The 22,323-nt window shown below is 43.2% G+C and carries 22 protein-coding genes; 7 read left to right on the forward strand and 15 right to left on the reverse strand.

From position 1 onward, the window contains the following. The first annotated feature begins 74 nt into the window (after positions 1-74). The 7 genes from EJ419_RS01430 (at position 75) to EJ419_RS01460 (ending at position 9,396) form a co-directional block, all read left to right on the forward strand. Positions 75-848, forward strand: a complete 774-nt coding sequence (locus EJ419_RS01430; protein WP_131283137.1) for a pseudouridine synthase — start codon at positions 75-77, stop codon at positions 846-848. Next, positions 845-3,025, forward strand: a complete 2,181-nt coding sequence (gene der / locus EJ419_RS01435) for a bifunctional cytidylate kinase/GTPase Der (RefSeq protein ID WP_131283138.1) — start codon at positions 845-847, stop codon at positions 3,023-3,025. Before EJ419_RS01430 ends, der begins: the two co-directional genes overlap by 4 nt. 236 nt (positions 3,026-3,261) lie before the next feature. Further along, positions 3,262-5,202: a helix-turn-helix transcriptional regulator gene (locus EJ419_RS01440; protein WP_131283139.1), complete on the forward strand. Its 1,941-nt coding sequence runs from the start codon at positions 3,262-3,264 to the stop codon at positions 5,200-5,202. Positions 5,203-5,205: 3 nt separating this feature from the next. Beyond that, on the forward strand, positions 5,206-5,601 hold the full coding sequence (locus EJ419_RS01445; protein ID WP_131283140.1) for a hypothetical protein: 396 nt from the start codon (positions 5,206-5,208) through the stop codon (positions 5,599-5,601). A 21-nt stretch (positions 5,602-5,622) separates the two neighbouring features. Further along, positions 5,623-8,244 (forward strand): DEAD/DEAH box helicase, encoded by a 2,622-nt coding sequence (locus EJ419_RS01450; protein ID WP_131283141.1) that lies wholly within the window; start codon positions 5,623-5,625, stop codon positions 8,242-8,244. Between the two features lie 95 nt (positions 8,245-8,339). Beyond that, positions 8,340-8,687: an RNA polymerase-binding protein RbpA gene (locus EJ419_RS01455; RefSeq protein WP_131283142.1), complete on the forward strand. Its 348-nt coding sequence runs from the start codon at positions 8,340-8,342 to the stop codon at positions 8,685-8,687. Continuing rightward, on the forward strand, positions 8,659-9,396 hold the full coding sequence (locus tag EJ419_RS01460; protein ID WP_131283143.1) for an HAD hydrolase-like protein: 738 nt from the start codon (positions 8,659-8,661) through the stop codon (positions 9,394-9,396). The genes EJ419_RS01455 and EJ419_RS01460 overlap by 29 nt, the downstream gene beginning before the upstream one ends. A gap of 142 nt (positions 9,397-9,538) precedes the next feature. Here the strand turns inward: EJ419_RS01460 and EJ419_RS01465 are convergent, their stop codons facing one another. From EJ419_RS01465 to def, 15 genes are all read right to left on the reverse strand, one after another. Beyond that, positions 9,539-10,183 (reverse strand): MerR family transcriptional regulator, encoded by a 645-nt coding sequence (locus EJ419_RS01465; RefSeq protein WP_131283229.1) that lies wholly within the window; start codon positions 10,181-10,183, stop codon positions 9,539-9,541. A gap of 108 nt (positions 10,184-10,291) precedes the next feature. Beyond that, entirely contained in the window at positions 10,292-10,726 is a 435-nt protein-coding gene (locus EJ419_RS01470) for an FHA domain-containing protein (protein ID WP_131283144.1), read from the reverse strand. Between the two features lie 4 nt (positions 10,727-10,730). Then, complete coding sequence (locus EJ419_RS01475; RefSeq protein WP_131283145.1) at positions 10,731-11,627, reverse strand: DUF881 domain-containing protein; 897 nt, start codon at positions 11,625-11,627, stop codon at positions 10,731-10,733. Positions 11,628-11,636: 9 nt separating this feature from the next. Next, on the reverse strand, positions 11,637-11,969 hold the full coding sequence (locus tag EJ419_RS01480; RefSeq protein WP_131283146.1) for a small basic family protein: 333 nt from the start codon (positions 11,967-11,969) through the stop codon (positions 11,637-11,639). Continuing rightward, entirely contained in the window at positions 11,969-12,961 is a 993-nt protein-coding gene (locus tag EJ419_RS01485) for a DUF881 domain-containing protein (RefSeq protein WP_131283147.1), read from the reverse strand. The genes EJ419_RS01480 and EJ419_RS01485 overlap by 1 nt, the downstream gene beginning before the upstream one ends. Next, the gene (locus EJ419_RS01490; RefSeq protein WP_131283148.1) at positions 12,958-13,656 is read right to left on the reverse strand and encodes a CDP-alcohol phosphatidyltransferase family protein; all 699 of its coding nucleotides are present in this window, start codon (positions 13,654-13,656) and stop codon (positions 12,958-12,960) included. Before EJ419_RS01490 ends, EJ419_RS01485 begins: the two co-directional genes overlap by 4 nt. 191 nt (positions 13,657-13,847) lie before the next feature. Beyond that, on the reverse strand, positions 13,848-14,513 hold the full coding sequence (gene rpe / locus EJ419_RS01495) for a ribulose-phosphate 3-epimerase (protein WP_131283149.1): 666 nt from the start codon (positions 14,511-14,513) through the stop codon (positions 13,848-13,850). Positions 14,514-14,602: 89 nt separating this feature from the next. Then, positions 14,603-15,742 (reverse strand): prolipoprotein diacylglyceryl transferase, encoded by a 1,140-nt coding sequence (lgt, locus tag EJ419_RS01500; protein WP_131283150.1) that lies wholly within the window; start codon positions 15,740-15,742, stop codon positions 14,603-14,605. A 79-nt stretch (positions 15,743-15,821) separates the two neighbouring features. Beyond that, a complete protein-coding gene (gene rlmN / locus EJ419_RS01505) occupies positions 15,822-17,015 on the reverse strand; it encodes a dual-specificity RNA methyltransferase RlmN (RefSeq protein ID WP_131283151.1) in 1,194 nt (397 codons plus the stop codon). Between the two features lie 141 nt (positions 17,016-17,156). Then, positions 17,157-18,146, reverse strand: a complete 990-nt coding sequence (locus EJ419_RS01510) for a phosphatidate cytidylyltransferase (RefSeq protein WP_131283152.1) — start codon at positions 18,144-18,146, stop codon at positions 17,157-17,159. Positions 18,147-18,230: 84 nt separating this feature from the next. Beyond that, positions 18,231-18,785 carry a ribosome recycling factor gene (frr, locus tag EJ419_RS01515; protein ID WP_131283153.1) on the reverse strand — a complete coding sequence of 185 codons (555 nt, stop codon included), beginning with the start codon at positions 18,783-18,785 and terminating at the stop codon, positions 18,231-18,233. A gap of 62 nt (positions 18,786-18,847) precedes the next feature. After that, positions 18,848-19,564, reverse strand: a complete 717-nt coding sequence (gene pyrH / locus EJ419_RS01520; RefSeq protein WP_205668799.1) for a UMP kinase — start codon at positions 19,562-19,564, stop codon at positions 18,848-18,850. Between the two features lie 303 nt (positions 19,565-19,867). Beyond that, complete coding sequence (gene tsf, locus EJ419_RS01525) at positions 19,868-20,722, reverse strand: translation elongation factor Ts (protein WP_131283155.1); 855 nt, start codon at positions 20,720-20,722, stop codon at positions 19,868-19,870. A gap of 30 nt (positions 20,723-20,752) precedes the next feature. Then, positions 20,753-21,565 (reverse strand): 30S ribosomal protein S2, encoded by an 813-nt coding sequence (gene rpsB, locus EJ419_RS01530; protein ID WP_131283156.1) that lies wholly within the window; start codon positions 21,563-21,565, stop codon positions 20,753-20,755. Positions 21,566-21,820: 255 nt separating this feature from the next. Then, entirely contained in the window at positions 21,821-22,306 is a 486-nt protein-coding gene (gene def, locus EJ419_RS01535; protein ID WP_131283157.1) for a peptide deformylase, read from the reverse strand. Between the last annotated feature and the right edge of the window lie 17 nt (positions 22,307-22,323).

Raw genomic sequence — 22,323 nt, forward strand, 5'->3', positions numbered from 1 at the left:
TTAGTTATTCTATCAAGGGCTACACCTATAATGAATATGTTCATATTCAATATATAGGCCACGTTGGGAGAACGATGCCACATCCATATTCCCGCGCTAAGAAAGCGCATGAAGAAACAAATTCCGGAATTCGCTTACAAAAGGTACTTGCTCAAGCAGGCTTTGGTTCTCGTCGTAAATGCGAAACAATGATTACTGATGGAAGAGTTGAAGTAGATGGCGAATTAATTACTGAATTAGGTACACGTGTTGATCCTCAAAAACAGGAAATTCGCGTCGACGGTTCACGTATACGTTTAACGAATAAGCACATCACTATGGCGTTAAATAAGCCAAAAAGAGTGCTATCAGCAATGGACGATAAAAAAGGTCGCTGGACTCTTCGAGATATCATCGGGGACGGGTATGAAAGAGTATTCCACATGGGAAGACTCGATTATGATTCCGAAGGTCTTATCCTTATGACGGACGATGGAGAGCTCGCTCAGCATGTTATGCATCCGAAGTACGAGGTTGCAAAGACATATATCGTCACGGTTGAAGGACACATTGGTGGAAATGTAGCTCGTCGTCTTGTCACTACAGGTGTTCAACTTGACGATGGTTGGATTAAGCTTGATCAATGCACTGTCTTAGATCAGTCACGTGAATTTTCTATGCTACGCGTAGTTTTGCACTCGGGTAGGAACCGAATTGTACGTCGTATTTTCGGCGCACTTGGTTTCCCAGTAGTAAGACTCGTGCGTACACAGATTGGCCCAATCAAGCTTGGCGAAGTAAAACCCGGCTCGTATCGTATCCTTTCTAAAGCTGAAGTTGATTCTTTGTCTAAGGCGGTGGGGCTATGATTACCGTTGCAATTGATGGACCATCTGGTGTAGGAAAGTCAAGCACTTCTCGAGCGCTAGCTCAACATTTTGGCTATGCTTATCTTGATACAGGGGCCATGTATCGTGCATGTGCATGGTGGTGCATGGACCACGGTGAAGCTCTTGATATGACTGATACCGATAGTCAGACAGAGCATCGGTTAACTGAGCTCGTTGCTCAATTCTTTACTGACGATCATTTTGATATTTCTCTTGATCCGTCCCATCCAGGAGTTTTCTGTGATGGCAAGGATTTGAGCGAAGTAATACGTTCTGATGAAGTAGCTCAGCATGTTTCTGCAGTATCATCAATTATTCCTATCCGTAATCTGCTTATTGCTGCGCAAAGAGCGTATATTGCTGGCGAAGAAAATCCTCAAGGATTTTCTAATGGGGCAGGAATAGTCGTTGAAGGACGTGATATCACATCTGTCGTTGCTCCTGATGCTGAAGTTCGTGTATTGCTAACAGCCCGAGAAGATGTTCGTCAGCAACGCAGAAATAAGCAGAATAGCGAGAAGACCGTAACCTCGTCTGATACGCTATCTGCAACGTCAGCTATTTCCGGAGATGATGTAGCTGCTCGTGATGCAAAAGACTCACAAGTAACATCATTCCTCGAAGCTGGTGACGGCGTAACAACTGTCGACAATTCCGATATGAGCTTCGAACAAACTCTCCAAGTACTCATCGATATGGTTGACAATGCTATTGATGAGCAGCTCTTCGGCACATATGTTGATAACCTCAACGAGTACGAGTTGGAAGAGGGAGATGAAGCCTACCTTACCGGTGACGAGCTTGAGGAACACGATAACGATGACGCCATAGATAATACAGTAGGAGTTCTTGCTGTAGTTGGCCGTCCAAACGTTGGTAAATCAACATTAGTAAATCGTATATTGGGACGTCGTGCTGCGATTGTAGAAGACACTCCTGGTGTTACCCGCGATCGTGTCACATATGAGGCTGAATGGTCAGGTACTCGTTTCCAGCTGGTCGATACAGGTGGTTGGGAGGCCGATGTAGAGGGCATTGATTCAGCTATTGCTTCACAGGCTCAAATTGCTGTTCAACTCGCTGACGCGGTTTTGCTCGTTGTTGATGGAATTGTTGGTTTAACAGCGAGTGATGAAAGAATCGTTTCTATGCTTCGCGCTGCTGGTAAACCTGTAGTCGTCGCAGTAAATAAGCTTGATACTCAGATGCTTGAGTACCAAGCTGCTGAATTCTGGAATCTCGGATTAGGTGAGCCGTACGCTATATCTGCTATGCATGGTCGCGGTGTTGGTGATTTGCTGGACGTTGCTTTGAAGAAATTAGCGCAAGCAGAAAAGACTTCAGGACTACTTACACCAACTCATCTTCGCCGAGTGGCATTAGTTGGACGTCCAAATGTAGGTAAATCATCATTGCTCAATCAGCTATCCGGTGAGAATCGTGCGGTTGTCAGCGATATAGCGGGAACTACAAGAGATCCTGTGGATGAAGTTGTAAATGTCGGTGGGGAAGACTGGCTCTTCATAGATACTGCTGGTATTAAGCGTCGCCTTCATAAGCAATCCGGCGCTGATTACTATTCGAGTTTACGTACTCAGGCGGCTATCGAACGTTCTGAACTCGCTTTGGTTCTTTTCGACGTATCACAGCCAATTTCTGATCAAGACTTAAAGGTCATGAGCCAAGCAGTTGATGCTGGTCGAGCTGTTGTCCTCGTGTTCAATAAGTGGGATTTGCTCGATGATTTTGGTCGTCAACGTATTGAGCGTTTGTGGGCTACTGAGTTCAATCGCGTTACTTGGGCGCAGCGTATTAACTTATCGGCGCTTACCGGGTGGCATACGAACCGTTTGAAGTTAGCAATGGATACTGCATTAGAGAACTGGGAAAAGCGTATTTCCACTGGTCGCTTAAATTCCTTCCTTGGCCAGCTTCAAGCAGCTCATCCACATCCACTTCGTGGAGGAAAGCAGCCTAGAATCTTGTTCGCTACTCAAGCATCAAGTCGTCCGCCACGTTTCGTTATTTTTACGACCGGATTCTTGGATCATAGTTATCGACGCTTTATCGAGCATTCTTTACGTGATGAATTTGGTTTCGAAGGTACGCCAATTCAGATTTCGATTAACGTTCGAGAGAAGAAAAAGCGTAAGTAATTCTTCAAGAAATAGAGGATGATCACGTTTCCTAATGATGGGGCTAAGCATGTAATTGTTTAGCCCCTCGTCTTATATACCCGTAGCGTTCATACACTTAAAAGACATATTTCTCTGTACTAAAAACGACACGCAGAATTTCACAGTACGGTGAAACGTCCACACAAAGTGCATTTTTGCGAAAAGTACTCTATAATGAATGTGTTATTGAGAATTTATACTAAACGCGAGGACTGATGGCTGAAGGATCTTCTCACGGAAGGCGACGTTTTTCTGATAAGTGGGGAAAGCACGAGTTAGATGTATTAGCAGTGCTTTCATCTGCATTCCCACAATGGTTAACATCTCGTCAAATTGCACAGCGAGTTAAAGCATACGCAGATTCATATGGAGAGCTTGCGGATCAGGCTGCAAAAGCAGCTTTCGCAAAGCAATTCCAAAGAGATCGTGCAAAGTTAACAGCAATGGGAATTGCAATTGAATCGAGGCAACCAGAGTATTCATCAAAATCTGAAGGACAGGATTTTGCATCATACCGGTTGCAATTAGGGGATGAACCACGCACCCGTATGCATTTTGAAGCTGAAGAGTTACCAATTCTGGCAGCAGCTAATTATTTAGCACGCTCGTTGGCCATGTCAGCTAAGCCTACAGACAAGAAAAGCGACGATAAGCGTGCGCATAAGACATCACGTACTCAACCGCATGTAGCTCAAACGCCAACGCCTGGTCTTGGTCTTGATTCCATTGCTCCAGGTATTGGAACTCAATCAATTCCTGAGAATCTCATTCGTGTCGTTGATTCGCGACGTTTTACGGCTACAGTTATGGTTGATGGCGAAAGCATTAATGTAGCGTATACTGATTCAGACGATTTGGCATCATACGTTCTAGAACATCCCGGAGCTACGATTGTTAGCCCTCAAGAAGCCGTAGATGCTTTCGTGCGACGATTGAACTCTGCAGTGGCATTCAAAGAAGCGGATGTCAAACCATCCAAGAAGAGCGCATTGATACCAGTGGATCAGTTACAAAAGCAGTTAGATTCGCAGGCTTCTGACGAGGATTCGGATTCAAAGTCTGATCGCAAAACATCAACTTTCCAAACTGGATCTGAGGTTGACCGTCGTTTACGTTTGATGCTCTTCCTGTCTGCACACTTGGGAGAAGAATATCTTTTAAGTGAATTGGCGGAAAGGTTTATAGCTGTTCCAAAGACCCCTGAAGAGGAAAAGAAGAACGTACAAACTATCCGCAAGGATATTGGTACGTTGACAACTGTTTCAGATGACGGCGAGCTGGCTGGAAGTCAGTTCTTCGATATTGATTGGTCTTTGCTTGAAGCTGAAGGAATTGTATCCGCAACAAATTCCTTAGGTCTTGAACGACTCGCTGGTGTTTCGCCACAGTATCTAAGTCTGCTGACGGCATCAATTAGTTATCTTGCGCATTCTCCATTAATGTCAGATGAATATCGCAAGAGTGCCGATGATTTGTATGATCGATTACTTGAAGAAACAACCGCTCCAAGCGACGCCCCTTGGCTAAGTCTTACCGGATATGAGTTAGAACCAGCAAGTTATCAAGTTGTTAATGATGCCATTTCACGTGGTAATTTGCTTGATATGGACTACACTGACGGAGCTGGACGCACTCGCCATAAGCTCGTTGCACCTGCACGAATTTACGTTGATGAAGGCGTGTATTACGCAGCCGTATGGACTGGGGTAACTGACGAGGATCGAAAGTATCCGAGTGATCGTGCGTATGATGCTGATGTACCACGTCATACGCCACTTCGTAATGAGAAATCTGCTCAATGGCAGACATTACGCCTTGCGCGCATTGGCCGTGTTGAAAGCGTAGAACCAAGTCATGCTATAGACATCCCGGATGTGCCATTGGCAGAACTTCGTGAGTGGAATTTTGAAAACGGTACACCTGCCGTATTCGTAACTGATGAAAAGAACCTCCCATTTATCTTCGGTCTTCAAGATGCGAAGGTAGAAGATTATGAGAACGGCCAGAAGATTCATTTGACTGTTTCTTCTGACTCATGGTTTGTTGCTTTCTGTATTGCCCATGCACGTCATATCACTGCTGTAGGTCCTGCTACTTTGCAGTCCATGTGCGTTGCACGTGCGGAGCATGAGCTTAGTTTGAATACGGAGAATTAACGCATGGTACCAGTCTGGGTATGGATTCTTCTGTGGATTTTTTTGTTCGCTAATTTCAGTTTTGGCGTATATTATGTTATCCGTCATGGACTTGATGCCCTCACAAAAGCAGGGAAAACAGGCTCTGAAATTAGCGATATTCTTTCTCGTATGGAAGACAAGGACTCTAGCATAGAGCCCGAAGATGCTTCACCATACTTCACCCGTCCTCTTAGCGACGTCGCAGATAGATATACACGTACTCGGCAAAGGGTAGAAGAACGTCATAAGAAGCGCGATATCCGATACGCTCGCATACGTGAGCGTTGGAATGATTATTCCCACAATGATCTTGAAGATATCGCACAATCTATAGAATCTACCGCTCAAAACAGCGATAACCGCGCACAAGAAGCTTAAAGCGAACTGTAATTACATTATATGACTTTTGAAGAGAATCTTAGCCCATCTCAAAGATATGCCGCTTTTCGTAAGCGACGAGCTCAAGAAAAGAGCATTGTAGGCATTTTTTCTGAATCTTTACCTTTCGAGATGGATGACTTCCAAAGAGATGCCTGTTCAGCACTGAGTAACGGGCATAATATTCTCGTCGCTGCTCCAACCGGAGCTGGTAAAACAGTTATTGCTGATTTTGCTATTTATCTGGCGCAGTATGAGAATGTTAAAGCATTCTATACTACTCCTATAAAGGCTTTAAGCAACCAAAAGTATCACGAGCTAGTTGATCTTTACGGTAATGATAGGGTAGGTCTTCTCACCGGGGACATGTCTATCACCCCTGATGCAGACATTATCGTAATGACGACAGAAGTTTTACGTAACATGCTTTATGAGCGTTCAACTACACTCGATGCATTACGATACGTCATTTTAGATGAAGTTCATTATCTTGCTGATCGCATGCGTGGACAGGTGTGGGAAGAAGTTATCATCCATCTTCCACAAACTGTAAAGATTATTGGATTATCAGCAACAGTTTCAAATGTTGAAGATTTCAGTGCATGGATTCGTTCTGTACGCGGAGACACCACACTTGTTATGACGGAGAAACGTCCTGTCGAGCTTCTTCAGCATGTGATGATTCAGGAGAGTCCACGCAAAGAACCTGAGATTTTTGATTTATATCGTTCGCCGAACTCTGAGAAAATTAATCCTTCGCTTATTCAGGCTCTTAATAATCTGGATCAGATAGCACGTAGCAAATCAAAAAAACTAGAGGGAAAGCCTTTCGGATACACTAAGAAAGGCCGCAAGCGTGTCTCTCGACAAAATATCGGTCCGATAAGGCACAATACGCCTAAGCGCTGGGCGGTAATCGACGAACTCGATTTTCTCGATATGCTTCCAGGTATTTACTTTATCTTTTCCCGAAATGGATGTGATAAAGCAGTTTCGCAATGTCTCCAAGCTGGTTTGGAACTTACAACTGAAGATGAAGTTCGCCAAATTCGTCATATTGTAAATGAAATGATTGATGGCCAGCTCACGCCAGACGAGATGAAGGCCTTACATTTTCCGCAATTTTTAGCGTCTCTTGAGCTTGGTTTTGCCTCTCATCATGCCGGAATGATTACACTCTTTAGGCATATCGTTGAGGCATTGTTTGAGAAAGGGCTTATAAAAGTCGTTTTCGCTACCGAGACGCTTGCTTTAGGCATTAATATGCCTGCGCGCACGGTAATTGTGGAAAAGCTTGAAAAATATAATGGGGTAGGACATGTCTCTCTAACTCCTGGAGAATTTACCCAGCTTACAGGACGTGCTGGCAGACGCGGAATAGACACGATTGGTCATGCACTAGTTGTAGATCATAACGGTTTTGAACCGTCTGCCATGGCTAATTTGGCTTCGAAACGTGTCTATCCTTTACATTCAAGCTTTGCTCCGTCATTTAATACGGCGGTAAATCTTCTCCATACTCACACTCTTGAGGAAACACATGCCACCCTTGATAAATCGTTTGCTCAATGGGAAGCTAATGCTTCTGCAGACAGTTTATATGGAATGATTGAAGATACTCATCGTATAGTTTCTGACTATGAGCGTGCAATGCATTGTAGTCGTGGAAATTTTGCTGAATTCATGCGCATTCGTATGAAAATTTCTGATATTGAAAAGCGGGATAGACGAGTCCTCAAAACACGAGTTTTTACTTCTGATAAAGCTCGTAAAAAAGCATTCGCAGAACTTGATAAACGTCTATCAGCCTTGCGCTCAAAGGAACATAATCATCCTTGTAAGGCGTGCCCTGATTTTGCTGAACATATACGATGGGGACATCGATGGGCACGGCAAACGAGGGAATTAGAGCGTCTAGAAAATCGTTTTGCTTCACGTACACAGTCTGTTTCACGCCATTTTGATCGCATATGTGACGTTTTAGAGCATATGGGCTATATAACCAGAGATGATGATTTTGCGTATACTGGTTATCTTACTTCTAAACCTTACCAATACGATGCCTCTGCATATAGCAATCAGCACAAAGCGCAGGGGGAGAAGCGTACAGAACTTGTCCTCACTGAGAAGGGTGAGGTGTTACGACACATTTATAGTGAGAATGATATTCTCCTTGCTCAGTGCATAATGGATGGCATCTTCGATAACCTTACTGCTGAGGAATGTGCCGCAGTGATGTCTGCGTTTATCTATGAATCTCGACATGATTCGCCAAGCGAGCCGGCTCATCTTCCGGGAGGAGCTAAAGGAACGATAGCAAACGCTATTAGTTCTATCAAATCTCATGATATACGTATACATCTTATTTTCGAATCATTCGATCTGGATACACCATCAACTATCGATTATGGTTTAGTAGAGATAATGTTTAATTGGGTTACTGATAAACCGCTTACTGAAATTCTACGCTCGAGTGATTTAACAGCTGGTGATTTTGTACGTGCTTGTAAACGCGAAACTGACGTCCTTCGTCAGATTGCAAATATCGCACAATTACGCGGTAACACACAACTTAAAGATATCGTCCTTCAAGCAAGTGACCTGGTAAACCACGGAATTGTGGCGCTTAATCCGTTAGATTAATGCTTATAACTGAATAGTATAAAGAACAGGAATAATACTTCCGTCTGCTGTGTTTTGTACGGTAGATAGTAAAAGAAAACAAGGAGAAAAAGGTCATGGCAGAACGCAGCCTTCGTGGTATGAGTATCGGTGCCAAGTCTCTCGAATCTGACGATAACGTTGAGTTCGCAGAGCGCACTGAAGTGGCATATATTTGCCCTCTCGGACATAAAACAATTTTGCCTTTATCAGCTGAGGTTGATCCTCCAGCAGAATGGGAATGTCGTTGCGGACGAACCGCAAAAATTGAAAATGGTGAGAATGAAGAGGCTGATGAAATTACAAAGCCAACTCGTACTCACTGGGATATGCTTCTTGAACGTCGTTCAGAAGAAGAACTTAAGCAATTGCTGGACAAGCGTCTACAGATGAAGCGTGAAGGATGGTTCCCAGATTATGAGTAATCGTCGTATTGTTTTACTTGATTTAGATGGAACAACTGTAGAGTCAGATCCAGGTATTTTAGCATCGGTTAAGCTTACTTTTGAGCATTTTGGAAAAGAATTACCATCTGCCGATGAACTTCAAACCTTTATCGGGCCACCTTTACTTGATTCATTTAGTACCCACGGTTTTGAAGATAATGCACAGGATGCAGTTGATTTCTTCCGTGAATCGTACACAAAGCCTTATTTTGATGACCCACAAAGTCCTGGACAGCTTATCCCGGGATTGTACCTTAGTCGTATGTATTTTGGCTATCTAGGACAGCTTCAAAAGTTACGTGAGGCAGGATATGTACTTGCCGTGGCTACGGCTAAGCCTCAGACAGAAGCTATCAGATTGTGTCAGCATATTGATATGGAATATTTAGTTACTGGCATTTACGGAGCTTCTGAAGGATCTGATACAAGCCGTCTGCACAAGTCTGAAGTCATCGCTTATGCATTTGAGAAGCTCAATTACGATGAATCAGCTGGAGACCGAGCTGTTATGGTTGGCGATCGTTGGACTGATATTGACGGTGCTCACGACAATAATATTCCTGCAATCGGTGCCGGTTGGGGTTATGCAGCTCCAGGTGAATTTGAAGAGCATAACTGTGATGCTATTGCGCAAACAGTTGATGATTTACTTGATACAGTGAACGATGTATTCGCAAAAATGGATTAGACGTCATATTATTCGATAATATACAGTTAGCCGATAATGTACGTTATGTCAGATTTGATGTAGTATAAAAATATCCGGTGTATGATCTTCATATACACCGGATATTTTATTATTTACAAACTCATACTCTACTTTATAGATACTAAATTATCTGAGCTTGATTCATTGCTCGTCTTTGCAATTCCAGCTTTCTCTTCATACGACGCTCTGCAAGTTCATCAATATTGTATACAGTCGATTGAATTTGCGATTTCTCAGAATTGCTCTCAGAAGATTCTTCGTTTTTCAGCGCTTCAGAAATTTTATGCCAAATCACGCCGACAGAAAGACCATAAACAGCGCAACCATTTTTCATTAAATCAAGCATCTCACGTTCGCTTGTACATTCATAAATATTAATACCGTCGGAAAGGATAATAATATCTTCCAATGAGCGTGTGCTACGCTGCAACAAGAAGCTTAAAGCTACAGTGACATTATTCAAATTCACGCCTGTATCCAAAAGCTTTTTAGCGACAGCTAAAATAACGATGTCTTTAAAAGAATATAGACGACGTGAACCAGAACCTGAAGATGGAGTAATACTCGGCTCTACTATATGCTTGCGTGCCCAGTAATCGAGCTGACGATAGGTTATTCCAGCTACTTTCGATGCTACAACTCCCCTATATCCTACTTCGCTATAGTCGGAGTCAAATTCGAAAAGCTCTCCTTGAATAGCATTATCGCTACCTAAATCGCTACGATCCGCTAAACGAACATGCAGGCTCAGCTGCGGACGTTCCATATCTCCAGACATTCTCTCACCTTCTGACTTAATCTATTAGTTATTTTAGGAGGTGAATTGTGTCGATTTTGTCACTAGCACATTTTACATCAGTATAGCGTGGCGCAATTATGCAGAAATAGCTGACTTAGTAAAGAAAACAAAGCGGAACCGGCCGATTATTATTTCATCTCCGCTCTTAAGAACTACGTCATCAACACGTTCTCGGTTTACATAAGTGCCATTAAGGCTACCAGCATCAACAACATGGAAAATACCGTCAACACGTTTAAAAATCGTATGTTCACGAGAAACAGTATTATCGTCGAGCAAAATATCACTCTTTGAATCTCGTCCAGCAGTTATTAAGTCAGCGTCAAGGAGATATCGAGCACCATTTGCACCACGTGTGGCAATAAGCAAAGCTGCTTGATCACCAATATGTGCTATTGTATCGATATCTTCCTGAGTAAGTGGCCTCTCACCAGTTGCCGTAATAGGAACGGTAACGGCTGGCATACCAATAATTGTTGTCTCTCCTGCGGTTGGTATTGAAATTTCCATACTTTTATTCTACTGTCTGTGTGTACTTATATTCAAAGGTGTTTGCTACTGCAGTAATTTCCACATCATTACTTTGTCTCACGCTCACGCGAGCTCCATAATTAACGCGCAATGATGACCCCACTCCTCCACTGATGTCTACAGCATTTTGAAGATTAGATTTATCGCCAATAGCCTTAATAAGATATGGAGATTCGAGATATTTTCCGTCACTCATTAATCCTGAAGATGTATCAATGACATACGTTGATGTAATAACACGGACATCGCCAATTTGTATGACCTCAGCACCTGCATTGCGCAACTCTTCAATTAGTGTAAACAGAATTGCTGCTGAAATATCGCGCTTCGAGCCCTGTGAAATTGTTATCTCTACACCCTGACCATATGCAGGCACACGCCCGCTTATAATATCGTTCGCATCCCGATTTTCTTGAGCTACGCGTTCGATTTCCTGTTGCTTATCAGCTGCAGTCTGGATAGACGATAGCTGCTGATTCAGCTGTGAGCGTTGCGTTTCCAATCGGGAAATTTGATTATTTGTTTCATCAAGGAGGGTTACTAATTCAGATTCACTTAGTGCTGCATACGAAGTGTCTGTAATACGCTGTTGAGCCATGAATCCATACCCCAGTAACGCTCCAAGAATAACCAGAACTATTGAGCTTATAAAACTCTTTGTATGCCTGCTATGTCGCAAAGTCTGAACAAAATCGCTCCACGTATGAATCGCACGATCTGCTCTTTGACTAATACGTTCAGGGGTAATTTGTGGGAAAATACCTGTCTGAGTATCATCTGCAACGGTATGCTTAATTGCTACTTCTTCAGACGTAACTTTACTGTTCTTAATTGAAGATTCAGATTCTTTTCGTATACGTTGTAGCTTTTTTCTAACCATCGTTTCCTCTTAAGAACTAAAAATAAAACGACGGATAGCAGAAACATTCGAGAAAATACGAATTCCCAAAACCACGATTACTGCTGTGGTAAGTTGCGAGCTTACGCCAAGTAAAGTGCCAATATACACGAGTAAAACTGCAATGACGACATTCGATAAGAAGGAAATGACGAAAACACGATCAGAAAAGTTTCGTTCAAAGAATGCACGCGCTGCTCCGAGAAGTGCATCAAGCGCTGCAACTACCATAATAGGAAGATACGGTTGTAGCCATACTGGGATATCAGTATGCACAAAAAGCCCGATAACGACACCAACAATAATGCCTAGAACTGCTGCCATTATTCTTTTTCCTTTCGTGCATAATCATTTACTAATGTACTCGCAGCCGGCAACTGAAGTCCACCTCTATGTGCAAAAGTAATACCTATGCCTGCAGAACGCAGCATTTGTTCCGTACGTCCTCGTGCTCGGCTGGCAGATTCCATCTGGCTTGCATCTCCTATAGCTTGTATAGTATAAGGGCTTTGAATCCCCGTAACTCCTATAAGAATAGTATCTCCTGCTGCTCGAACAGATGTTTGTGGCCCCAAGCGTAAATCGTTAACGCTTATGGCTTCAGCACCGCCAGCCCATAACAGTGAAATGATATATTGCAATTGATTATCCGTAACTTTGGTGTTATTTTGACCATCAGTTACTCGTCCTTGGGGCGAAGAATCATTCGCGGAGACTGAATCCGTCAATGTCACTACTAATCCGTCTCCGACTACAGCACTTTGTGCTGTAGTGATATTTGTATTTTGCAATTTCTCAACAGTTTCCGCTTCACTTTGCGATTGCCGTGTAAGCCGCGATAGTTCTGAACGCTGTTGCCTAACACTATTTTCCAAACGCTGTGCATCTTGCGTAGCACTTGTAACTTGCGATGCAAGCTCCGTACGTACTTTTTCTCGAGAATCTCCTTGTAGGTTTCGCACTACTTGAGTCCCTGCTATTCCTACAGCTACACAAATCAGAAATGAGAAAAACTGCGTTATATAGCGTCGTACAGGAGTAATCGTATGAGCTGTCAATGTGGCATCTTCGAACATCGGATCCAAAGGATGCTGCATGAGGTCTTCAAGAAGCTGAGAGGAACTACGAGTACGATATCGCTTCGAACTTTCTCTCTGCTTGTCATCTGTAACAGAACGATGAGGCGAATCAATACGGTGGCGTCCAAGCTTAGTAGCCCCTGACGAAAATGCGGAACGCACACGTGTAGGCGATTCTTCCGATGCCGGAGGAATAATATGCGGAGCAGTTGAAGTATGTGAGGATTCTTCTGTCATTTGTCAGTCCCTCGCCTGTTTTCTAGCTGGGCTGCTTGTACAGAGTTCGTCGCTTTATCTCCCTGAGAAAGAGCTGAATGTTGATTCTTAATCTCGTGCCGAATAAGACGGACTCCTTGACGAATATAAATTAGTCCAGCTACCCAATACAGCGCAATGCCCCACACTGCCATAGCAATGCCAATATGCCCAATTACTTGAAATAGTGGCGACGTGCCCATCCTAGAAATCATGAGAATCGGTACATCACACATAATCATTGCAGTAGCAGTTTTCCCTACAAAATGAACAGGTAAAGGACCATAATCATACTGAGCAAGGATAAAAACGAGAACCGCAAGAACAGCTTCACGAGAAGCGACAACGATAATAAACCACCATGGAATAATATTCGCAAATCCAAGAGCTAAAATTGAAAAAACTATTAAAAGTCTGTCAGCTAGTGGATCAAGAATTTGCCCAAGCTTTGTTATTTGATTAAGCGTACGAGCTAAATAACCATCGAGAGCATCAGAAAGTGCTGATATCGCAAGAACTACAAGACCAGCAAATAGGTGTCCTTTATCAATAAGTAATGCGATAACTGGAATCGTAAGAAGCCGTATTAAGCTCACAAAATTTGGCCAAGTAATAATCTTGTTACTCGGCTTGAGTTTAAGCGTTAATTCATCTTCCTCAGTAATTTGTTCGTCCATTACACTCTATTGTACGTTCAACCTCTACAAATGGATACATTAGACAAGAATATGTCGTCAGATTAGCCAATTTTATTTAAAAGTTGCTCTTGTATCTTATAAATGTGTCCGTAACTCAATAATAAATTCCCATATATGAACACTACTTATGCATATTCATAAGCACTATCCATACATGGGAATTGAAAAAACTATGCTCTGAAAGCCTTCTCAGCTTCTTGACGAATGGATGCAATTGCTTGTGCTGGATCGTCAGCTCCATAAACAGCAGAACCAGCTACCAATACGTCAGCACCTGCTGCAGCTACAATAGCTGCAGTTGATGGGCTTACTCCCCCATCAACTTGAATCTTAGTTTTCAAACCACGACGAGTAATTTCATCGCGAAGACGACGAACCTTATTCATCTGGTTATCAAGGAACTTCTGTCCTCCAAATCCAGGCTCTACCGTCATGATGAGAATCATGTAGAATTCGTCCAAGATATCAAAAATTGGTTCAACTGGCTCAGCTGGACGTACAGCAAAGCATGCACGAGTACCCATATCATGGAGCTGGCGTGCTAAGCGCACAGGTGCATGAGCTGCTCCCATGTGGAATGTAACAGAGTCAGCGCCGGCCTTTGCAAATTCAGGAGCCCAACGGTCAGGATCTTCAATCATTAAGTGCGCGTCTACTGGAATAGGACTTACTTCACAAATTCGCTTGACGATTGGCTCCCCTAAAGTCAAGTTTGGAACGAAATGATGGTCCATAACATCTACATGAACTAAATCAGCCGTCGAGATGGCTTTGAGCTCGCGTTCAAGATTAACGAAATCCGCAGATAAAATACTTGGTGCAATTTGAATAGTCATAGTACATCATATTAAACTTTATTGCCGACTGAATTGATTTTCAGTCGGCAATAATATCAATTTCATGAGAACTTTAAATTCCTACGATACTACTCGTTAGATGTCTTGTCATCCTTCTCGTCTGTATCAACTGCACCATCTGATTCAGCATTCACCGTTTGCTCCCTGCGAGCCTTTGTCACAAGTCGCTTAGCTTCCTCATACAGGGCTTTTTCAGACTCTTGCTGTTCCTTCTGAGCATGCTTTGCTTGTGAACGCTGCTTCTTTACAGTTTCTCGTTCTTGAGATTCTTCCTCATTGAGCACAACTCTGAGCTGATGAGAGGTCATCGTTCCCTCTGTAACCTGTGCTTCGAGAGCACTTACGTGAGTCAAATGGTCACTTAACTCAGCGGTCGATTCGCTCATACGCTGGACTAATACGAATGCTACCACCGCAAGCATGAAAACTAGTAAAGATACCCAGACATTTACACGAAGACCCAGAATTTCATGTGCGCGATCAATGCGTAACATTTCAATCCAAGCTCGGCCAGCTGTATACCACATCACATACAAAACAAAAATTGTCCCAGCTTTAAATCTTTTAATAATAATCTTGCCAAGTACGATGAGCAACGCTGCACCGATGAAGTTCCAGATCATTTCATACAAGAAAGTCGGATGATAAAGTACACCCGACGGGCATGAAGAACCGTCATAGCATGCTTCGGACGCCCCAATTGCTGATGCATTATCATTAAGTCGCAATCCCCATGGCAATGTGGTTGGAGAACCATAAAGTTCCTGATTGAACCAATTTCCAAGACGACCGATTCCTTGAGCAATAAGAAGTCCTGGAGCAACTGCGTCAAGGAGTAAGGCGATAGGATACTTCTTATAACGGCACCATCCCCATACAGCAAGTGCCCCAACGGTTACAGCACCCCAGATTCCCAGACCACCATTCCAGATACGGAAAATGTCGCCGAAGTTTCCACTAGGACCGAAATATAGTTCTGGCGTAGTAATGACGTGATACAAACGCGCGCCAATTATTCCAGTAGGAACAGCAACTATAGTTACATCAAGAATTTGGTCAAACGTACCGCCTACTCGTTTCCATCGTAGACTTGTCGTATATACTGCGACACAGATCCCGACGAGTATCGCTAAAGCATAAAAACGAATTGTTAACGGACCTAAATTAAAGCTAGAAATCGACGGTGACGGAATATACGCCAAATTCATAGTACCTCCTCATTACTTTATGGTAATAAGATTATGCATTCGATACTCATAATCTTATTACCACTAATCTTCTATGATTTTATGATCGTTGTACAAGATTTTCTGCTAATTCTTTTGCTGCTAATTGTCCGCATGCACCATCTATATCGCTACCGCGCGTATCGCGAAGGGTCGCAGAAATTCCAGCATTTCGCAAAATCTCGATGAACCGTTGCTCATCTTCGGGCTTAGATGCAGTCCAAGGAGAACCTTCAATCGGGTTAAGCGGTATCGGGTTAACATGTACCCAATCATCCCCGTAATGGTTTAAGCGCTTTGCCAGCAGCTGCGCATGTTCAGCCTGGTCATTAATACCTTTCATCAACGCATACTCAATACTGACACGACGTTTTGAGCTCAAATAATAATCATGAGCAGCATCAAGTACTTGGGTCGTGTTAAAACGACGATTCATCGGTACGAGTTCATCGCGGAGTTTATCGCTTGGGGCATGTAATGATACAGCTAAGCGAATAGGGATATGCTCGTTGATAAGTTTGCGTATTCCCGGAACTACTCCAACCGTCGAGAGTGTAATATTGCGAGCCGAAATTCCGAATCCTTCTGGAGGCAATGCACTGATTTGTCTGATAGCTTTCATCATTGCTTTGTAATTTCCAAGGGCTTCACCCATGCCCATGAAAACTATATTGCTTAAACGTGTAGGCCCTCCTGGCAAACGCCCTGTTTCACATTGTAAAGCCGCGATACGCACCTGTTCTAGTATTTCACCAGCAGACATGTTTCGTGTCAGTCCTAAACGACCGGTCGCACAAAATGGGCAATCCATGCCACATCCAACTTGGCTGGAAATACATAATGTCGTTCGTGTTGGATACTTCATCAAAACAGATTCGATACGTGAATCGTCGAACAATCGCCAAAGCGTTTTAATTGTTTCGCCGTTATCTGCTTCTTGTTCGAGAATTGGTTCGATGAGAGTTGGGAAAAACTTCTCTTGGGCAATATCAGCAAATTTGCTTGGGAAATCAGAATAACCGCTCACATTAGTATCCCAATGTGCAAAATAGTGCTGTGCTAATTGTTTAACGCGAAAAGCCGGCATGCCAAGTTCTTTTGCCAGTTCCTTGCGTTCTTGATCATCCATATCTACGAAATGTAGTGGTGCTTTACCACGACGAGCATGCTTTGTGGATAGTACATCGCGGAATGCGCCTTGCGTACCGCCTTCAGTAATACCGCTTTCTGGTTCCTCGTGATGAGTAGATACCATAGCTCGTTGCCTTTCTGTTCAAGAAGTATTTAGTATGCCACTGTATAGCACAGTACTAATACAGAGACTCAACACTCAACATACAATGCGTTACGTGTCAAATTATCGAATTTATTGTTTAATACTCATATCTTTCGGCTACTAGAGTCCAAAAGCCATCACAAACATACATATAACAGGTGCACACATCAAAATCGAATCTACGCGGTCAAGAACACCGCCGTGTCCTGCGAGTATATGCCCCATATCTTTGAGACCCATATCACGTTTAAGCATTGAAGCACACAAATCACCAAAGAGACCTACTATGCCAACACAGATGCCCATTAGAACCAGAACAAAAGCATGCTGGATAAAATGATTAACATCATATGTAAACCAGCCAATTGCAATTACACCAATTACTGAAAACAGAATGGATCCGAGTAATCCTTCTACGCTCTTCTTTGGAGAAATACGGGGAGATAACTTGTGTTTACCAAATGCAGCACCAAAAATTAACCCGCCGATATCTCCAAGCGATGGAAGAAAAATAATCATAAATTCAAACGCGACCGGGTGTGATCTTGTCAGAGGCAGAACAATGAAGCTAGCTAAACATGTAACATAAAATACTGCTAATAATGATGCACCTACGTGTGTAAGTCTCAATGGCTCAGATTCTTGGTGAACATCGAAATCTACTTTATCCGATGCATTACCGGAAACTGATTTGTTCAATTTCTTTTTTACTGCGCGCTCGACTCTTTCATGATTAGAACGACGAATAGTGGAGACAAGAGCAACAACTGCTGCAGTAAGAACTACGCCAATTGCCGCGACAACCGAATGAGATGAACGAACTGGTACATAATAAATCGCAAGGAATGTAGCGACAGTCATAATCCACAATGCAACGATAGGAATACGAATACCAATCGTCGCAAAATCAACACGCAGTTCCCATAACGCGACACAAACAAAAGCAATTATAAGCCAGAGGAAAATTTGCGTGTTAAAGATAAGGCTTGCTACAACTATAAATACAAGAAGAGCACCTGTGAGCACAGCCTGAACCATATTGCGTCCTGTTCGCTTATTAATCGCGTCCATACGTTGACTAATATGTGTCCACAATGAGCTGTCTTCCATAGGTGCCCTCCCTACATAAAGTTGTAATCGTATTAATATTCTAAGAATGCAGATTCTAAAATTCCAGAACTCAGAAAGTTAGAATCAGACAGAAAGAATTTCTTTTTCCTTTGATGCAAGCATGGAATCGATTTCATCAGAAATCTTCTTCGTCAAGTCATCTAATTCCTTGAGTAGACGCTTGCCTTCATCCTCACCGTATTCTCCGTCCTTGATGGAAGCGTCAATACCTTCTTTAGTCTTGCGGCGGATATTGCGCACAGCGACCTTTCCATCTTCTGCCTTGGTACGAGCAATCTTAACGTAGTCTTTACGACGCTCTTCTGTAAGCTCAGGCATAGTGATGTGAATGACATTACCATCACGACGAGGGTTCACACCCAAATCAGAGTCACGGATAGCCTTTTCCACTGCATTAGCTTGAGATGCATCAAATGGTGTTACTGCCAAAGTACGCGCATCTGGAACGCCAATAGTTGCCAATGACTTCAATGGTGTTGGAGATCCGTAGTAATCAACTACGATGGAATTCAAGAAACCTGGATTTGCACGTCCGGTACGAATTCCAGAGAAGTTTTCCTGTGTGGATTCCACAGTTTTCTTCATTTGCTCTCGAGCTTGATCAATTACTGTTGCCATTATTTCTCCTGTATAAGTGGATTATTAATGTCTAATAAATCCTCTATGAATTTTTTACTTATTTAGTCTTCGTTAGATACTAATGTACCCAATTTTTCACCAATAATTGCAGCTGTTACATTACCAGCACCTTCGAGTCCAAATACTCGGATATGCATGTTGTTATCACGTGCCATGGAAAGTGCGGAAGCATCCATTACAGCCAAATTATCGACAAGAGCACGCTTATAGGAAACCCTTTCAAGTAATGTAGCATTTTCGTCTTTACGAGGATCGGCAGTATATACGCCATCAACGCCGTTCTTCCCCATAAGAACTTCTTCACAGCCGATTTCAAGAGCACGCTGAATAGACACAGTGTCAGTAGAGAAATATGGCATACCAGCTCCAGCGCCAAAAATAACCACTCGGCCTTTTTCCATGTGTCGAATTGCTTTTAATGGAATATATGGTTCTGCTACCTGTCCCATTGTGATTGCTGTTTGCACTCGTGTAGGCTGTCCTTCTTGTTCAAGGAAGTCCTGTAATGCTAAGCAATTCATAACCGTTCCAAGCATACCCATATAGTCTGCACGACTTCTTTCGAGACCTGCTTGGCTTAGTTGTGCACCACGGAAGAAATTACCCCCACCAACAACGATACCAACCTGTACACCTTGATTTACAGCGGCATGAATCTCTTGCGATATGCGACGGATAACTTGTGTATCTATTCCGATAGAGCCCCCACCAAAGGCTTCACCCGAAAGCTTCAACAAAACGCGACGCTGTGCACTCACTATGACGTTCCTTTCGTCAGGCTACAAATTGCTTTAAGTTTACCTTTTTGACCATACAATGCCCAAGACCTCGGGTCGTCAACTGTTTATCTTATAAAGTATCAGTGTTCCATTTCGATGGAAATCTTTACACGAAAGAGGGTAGATATACGATGTATATCTACCCTGTGAAAGTTTAAGCAATATCATAGCGATTGATGGCTATAATCTTAAATTTACATCCAACTATGTGCCGTGATATGCTTCAGCTTTGATTTTACTTTGTTAGTAGCACCACTATAAAGCAGAGCGACCTAAGTAAAACTACTCAGCGTCAGAATTCTTGCCAACCTCGATACGAGTGTATGCAAGTACCTGACCGCCAACCTGCTTCAGGAGATCGCCAATAGTCTTGGATGGATCCTTAACAAACGCCTGCTCTACAAGAACAACTTCCTTGTAGAAAGCATTCATACGACCAGCAACAATCTTAGGAACGATTGCTTCTGGCTTTCCTTCTGCAAGAGACTTCTCGGTAGCTACGCGTTCTTCAGATGCAACTACGTCTGCAGGAACATCTTCGCGGGTGAGCCACTTTGGAGACATTGCAGAAATCTGCAATGCTACATCATGAGCCACCTCTGCTCCAGCTTCATCAGTTGCAACCATAGCAACAATGGAAGGTGGAAGTTCAACGGACTTACGGTGAGCATAAATCTCAACGCGAGGACCGCTTACTGTAGTTACCTTGCCAAGCTTAACGTGCTCGTGGAAGAGTGCGCCAGCCTCGTCGATGGTGTCCTTAACAGTATCTTCTGCAGTTGCTGCAGCAAGAACTGCATCTACATCCTTAGCGTCAGCTGCAACAACAGCAGCTACAACCTTGTCACCAAGCTCAACGAAAGCATCCGTCTTAGCAACGAAGTCGGTCTCAGAATTAAGCTCAACTGCATAACCTGTCTGACCTTCAGCAGTATCAGCAACGGTAGATGCAATAAGACCTTCTTCAGCAGCGCGACCTTCACGTGCACCAGCAGCCTTAATACCACTAGCACGAATGATTTCCTTTGCGCGTGCGATGTCACCTTCAGCTTCAGTCAAAGCCTTCTTAACATCCATCATGCCTGCGCCGGTAGCCTCGCGTACTTCCTTAATAAGAGCAGCAGTAATCTGTGCCATTTTATTCTCCTAAAAACGTGGAATCGCTAATTACTTAGCTGGTTCTTCCTCAACGACAACAGTTTCTTCTACTTCTGCTGGAGCGTCTGCCTTCAAGAGTTCGGTTTCCCACTCTGCAAGTGGCTGATCTGCAGCAGCTGCAGCCCCCTTGCCACCACGAGCAAGCAAACCGTCTGCAACAGCATCTGCCATCAAAGCAGTAAGAAGTTCGATTGCGCGAATTGCGTCGTCATTTGCTGGGATTGGGTAATCAACCAAGTCTGGATCGCTATTAGTATCAACAAGAGCTACTACAGGAATTCCCAACTTGTGAGCTTCTTCTACTGCAAGAGCTTCCTTGTTAATGTCTACAACAAACATTGCAGATGGAGTACGATCCATATTGCGGATACCGCCAAGCTGCTTTACAAGCTTTTCCTTTTCGCGCTCAAGAAGAAGAAGTTCCTTCTTGGTCAAGCCGCTCGCACGTACATCATCGAAGTCCATCTCTTCGAGTTCCTTCATACGCACTACACGCTTAGAAACTGTTTGGAAGTTGGTAAGCATACCACCCAACCAACGTTCAGAAACGTATGGCATGTTAACTCGGGAAGCTTCAGAAGAGATTGCCTGTGCAGCCTGCTTCTTGGTACCTACGAAAAGTACAGTACCGTTATGTGCTACAGTCTGCTTGATGAAGTCATATGCTTGATCAATAAGATCAAGAGACTTGAACAAGTTAATGATGTGAATGCCGTTGCGTTCCATCAAGATGTATTGCTTCATCTTTGGGTTCCAACGACGGGTCTGATGACCAAAATGAACGCCAGCCTTGAGCATCTGGCTCATGGTAATTTCTGCCATGATATACCTTTCTGTCGGTTCTTGCCTGGCTATGCAAATTCGTATGCAACGGTTGTACATAAGTACGTACCATCGACCGACACGAATTGTCGCACACATAGCGCGTTTTACATATCAATAGACAACAAAACTTCACGAAGTATTCGTGCGAATATACTCCTTGAAAAAGCGATATGCGGGTTCTAATATACAAGAACCCGCATACAATAATGCCATATATGACCATGGTAAAGAACGATATTTACACGTTCAATCTTAAGACTGATGTGCACGCATATATCTCAAGGCTTCGCGCCTCTCTTCTTTTTCCAAACGATCGAGATAAACATGTCCATCTAGGTGATCACATTCATGCTGAAGCATACGCCCCATAAGACCAGTGCCTTCTAGAATAATCCGTTCACCTTGAAGATTAATACCTTCTACCTTCGCATAATCGCTTCGACGTGTTTTATACCATAGTCCGGGAACTGATAAACAACCCTCATCGCCGTATTGCTCGCCGGATTGTTCAACTAAAACAGGATTGAGAATATATCCTACTTCCCCGTCGATGTTATACGAAAATGCACGCAAGCTAACTCCAATTTGATTTGCAGAAAGTCCAGCTCGACCAGGGTCATTGACCGTATCTAGTAAATCTTGTACTAGACGTTCCACTGCTGGAGTAATCTCTGTAATTTCATCACAGGCTGTGCGTAAAACTGGATCAGGTACTACACGAATATCGCGTAATGCCATATTTAGTTCTCCTTATT

The sequence above is a fragment of the Alloscardovia theropitheci genome, assembly GCF_004332295.1.
In the GTDB taxonomy this organism is placed as follows: Bacteria; Actinomycetota; Actinomycetes; order Actinomycetales; family Bifidobacteriaceae; genus Alloscardovia; species Alloscardovia theropitheci.

What these genes read in the sequence shown, in the direction of transcription:
- EJ419_RS01430 (WP_131283137.1), top strand. Translation starts at nt 75, where the DNA reads ATGCCACATCCATATTCCCGCGCTAAGAAAGCGCATGAAGAAACAAAT.
- der (WP_131283138.1), top strand. Translation starts at nt 845, where the DNA reads ATGATTACCGTTGCAATTGATGGACCATCTGGTGTAGGAAAGTCAAGC.
- EJ419_RS01440 (WP_131283139.1), top strand. Translation starts at nt 3,262, where the DNA reads ATGGCTGAAGGATCTTCTCACGGAAGGCGACGTTTTTCTGATAAGTGG.
- EJ419_RS01445 (WP_131283140.1), top strand. Translation starts at nt 5,206, where the DNA reads ATGGTACCAGTCTGGGTATGGATTCTTCTGTGGATTTTTTTGTTCGCT.
- EJ419_RS01450 (WP_131283141.1), top strand. Translation starts at nt 5,623, where the DNA reads ATGACTTTTGAAGAGAATCTTAGCCCATCTCAAAGATATGCCGCTTTT.
- EJ419_RS01455 (WP_131283142.1), top strand. Translation starts at nt 8,340, where the DNA reads ATGGCAGAACGCAGCCTTCGTGGTATGAGTATCGGTGCCAAGTCTCTC.
- EJ419_RS01465 (WP_131283229.1), bottom strand. Translation starts at nt 10,183, where the DNA reads ATGGAACGTCCGCAGCTGAGCCTGCATGTTCGTTTAGCGGATCGTAGC.
- EJ419_RS01470 (WP_131283144.1), bottom strand. Translation starts at nt 10,726, where the DNA reads ATGGAAATTTCAATACCAACCGCAGGAGAGACAACAATTATTGGTATG.
- EJ419_RS01475 (WP_131283145.1), bottom strand. Translation starts at nt 11,627, where the DNA reads ATGGTTAGAAAAAAGCTACAACGTATACGAAAAGAATCTGAATCTTCA.
- EJ419_RS01480 (WP_131283146.1), bottom strand. Translation starts at nt 11,969, where the DNA reads ATGGCAGCAGTTCTAGGCATTATTGTTGGTGTCGTTATCGGGCTTTTT.
- EJ419_RS01485 (WP_131283147.1), bottom strand. Translation starts at nt 12,961, where the DNA reads ATGACAGAAGAATCCTCACATACTTCAACTGCTCCGCATATTATTCCT.
- EJ419_RS01490 (WP_131283148.1), bottom strand. Translation starts at nt 13,656, where the DNA reads ATGGACGAACAAATTACTGAGGAAGATGAATTAACGCTTAAACTCAAG.
- rpe (WP_131283149.1), bottom strand. Translation starts at nt 14,513, where the DNA reads ATGACTATTCAAATTGCACCAAGTATTTTATCTGCGGATTTCGTTAAT.
- lgt (WP_131283150.1), bottom strand. Translation starts at nt 15,742, where the DNA reads ATGAATTTGGCGTATATTCCGTCACCGTCGATTTCTAGCTTTAATTTA.
- rlmN (WP_131283151.1), bottom strand. Translation starts at nt 17,015, where the DNA reads ATGGTATCTACTCATCACGAGGAACCAGAAAGCGGTATTACTGAAGGC.
- EJ419_RS01510 (WP_131283152.1), bottom strand. Translation starts at nt 18,146, where the DNA reads ATGGAAGACAGCTCATTGTGGACACATATTAGTCAACGTATGGACGCG.
- frr (WP_131283153.1), bottom strand. Translation starts at nt 18,785, where the DNA reads ATGGCAACAGTAATTGATCAAGCTCGAGAGCAAATGAAGAAAACTGTG.
- tsf (WP_131283155.1), bottom strand. Translation starts at nt 20,722, where the DNA reads ATGGCACAGATTACTGCTGCTCTTATTAAGGAAGTACGCGAGGCTACC.
- rpsB (WP_131283156.1), bottom strand. Translation starts at nt 21,565, where the DNA reads ATGGCAGAAATTACCATGAGCCAGATGCTCAAGGCTGGCGTTCATTTT.
- def (WP_131283157.1), bottom strand. Translation starts at nt 22,306, where the DNA reads ATGGCATTACGCGATATTCGTGTAGTACCTGATCCAGTTTTACGCACA.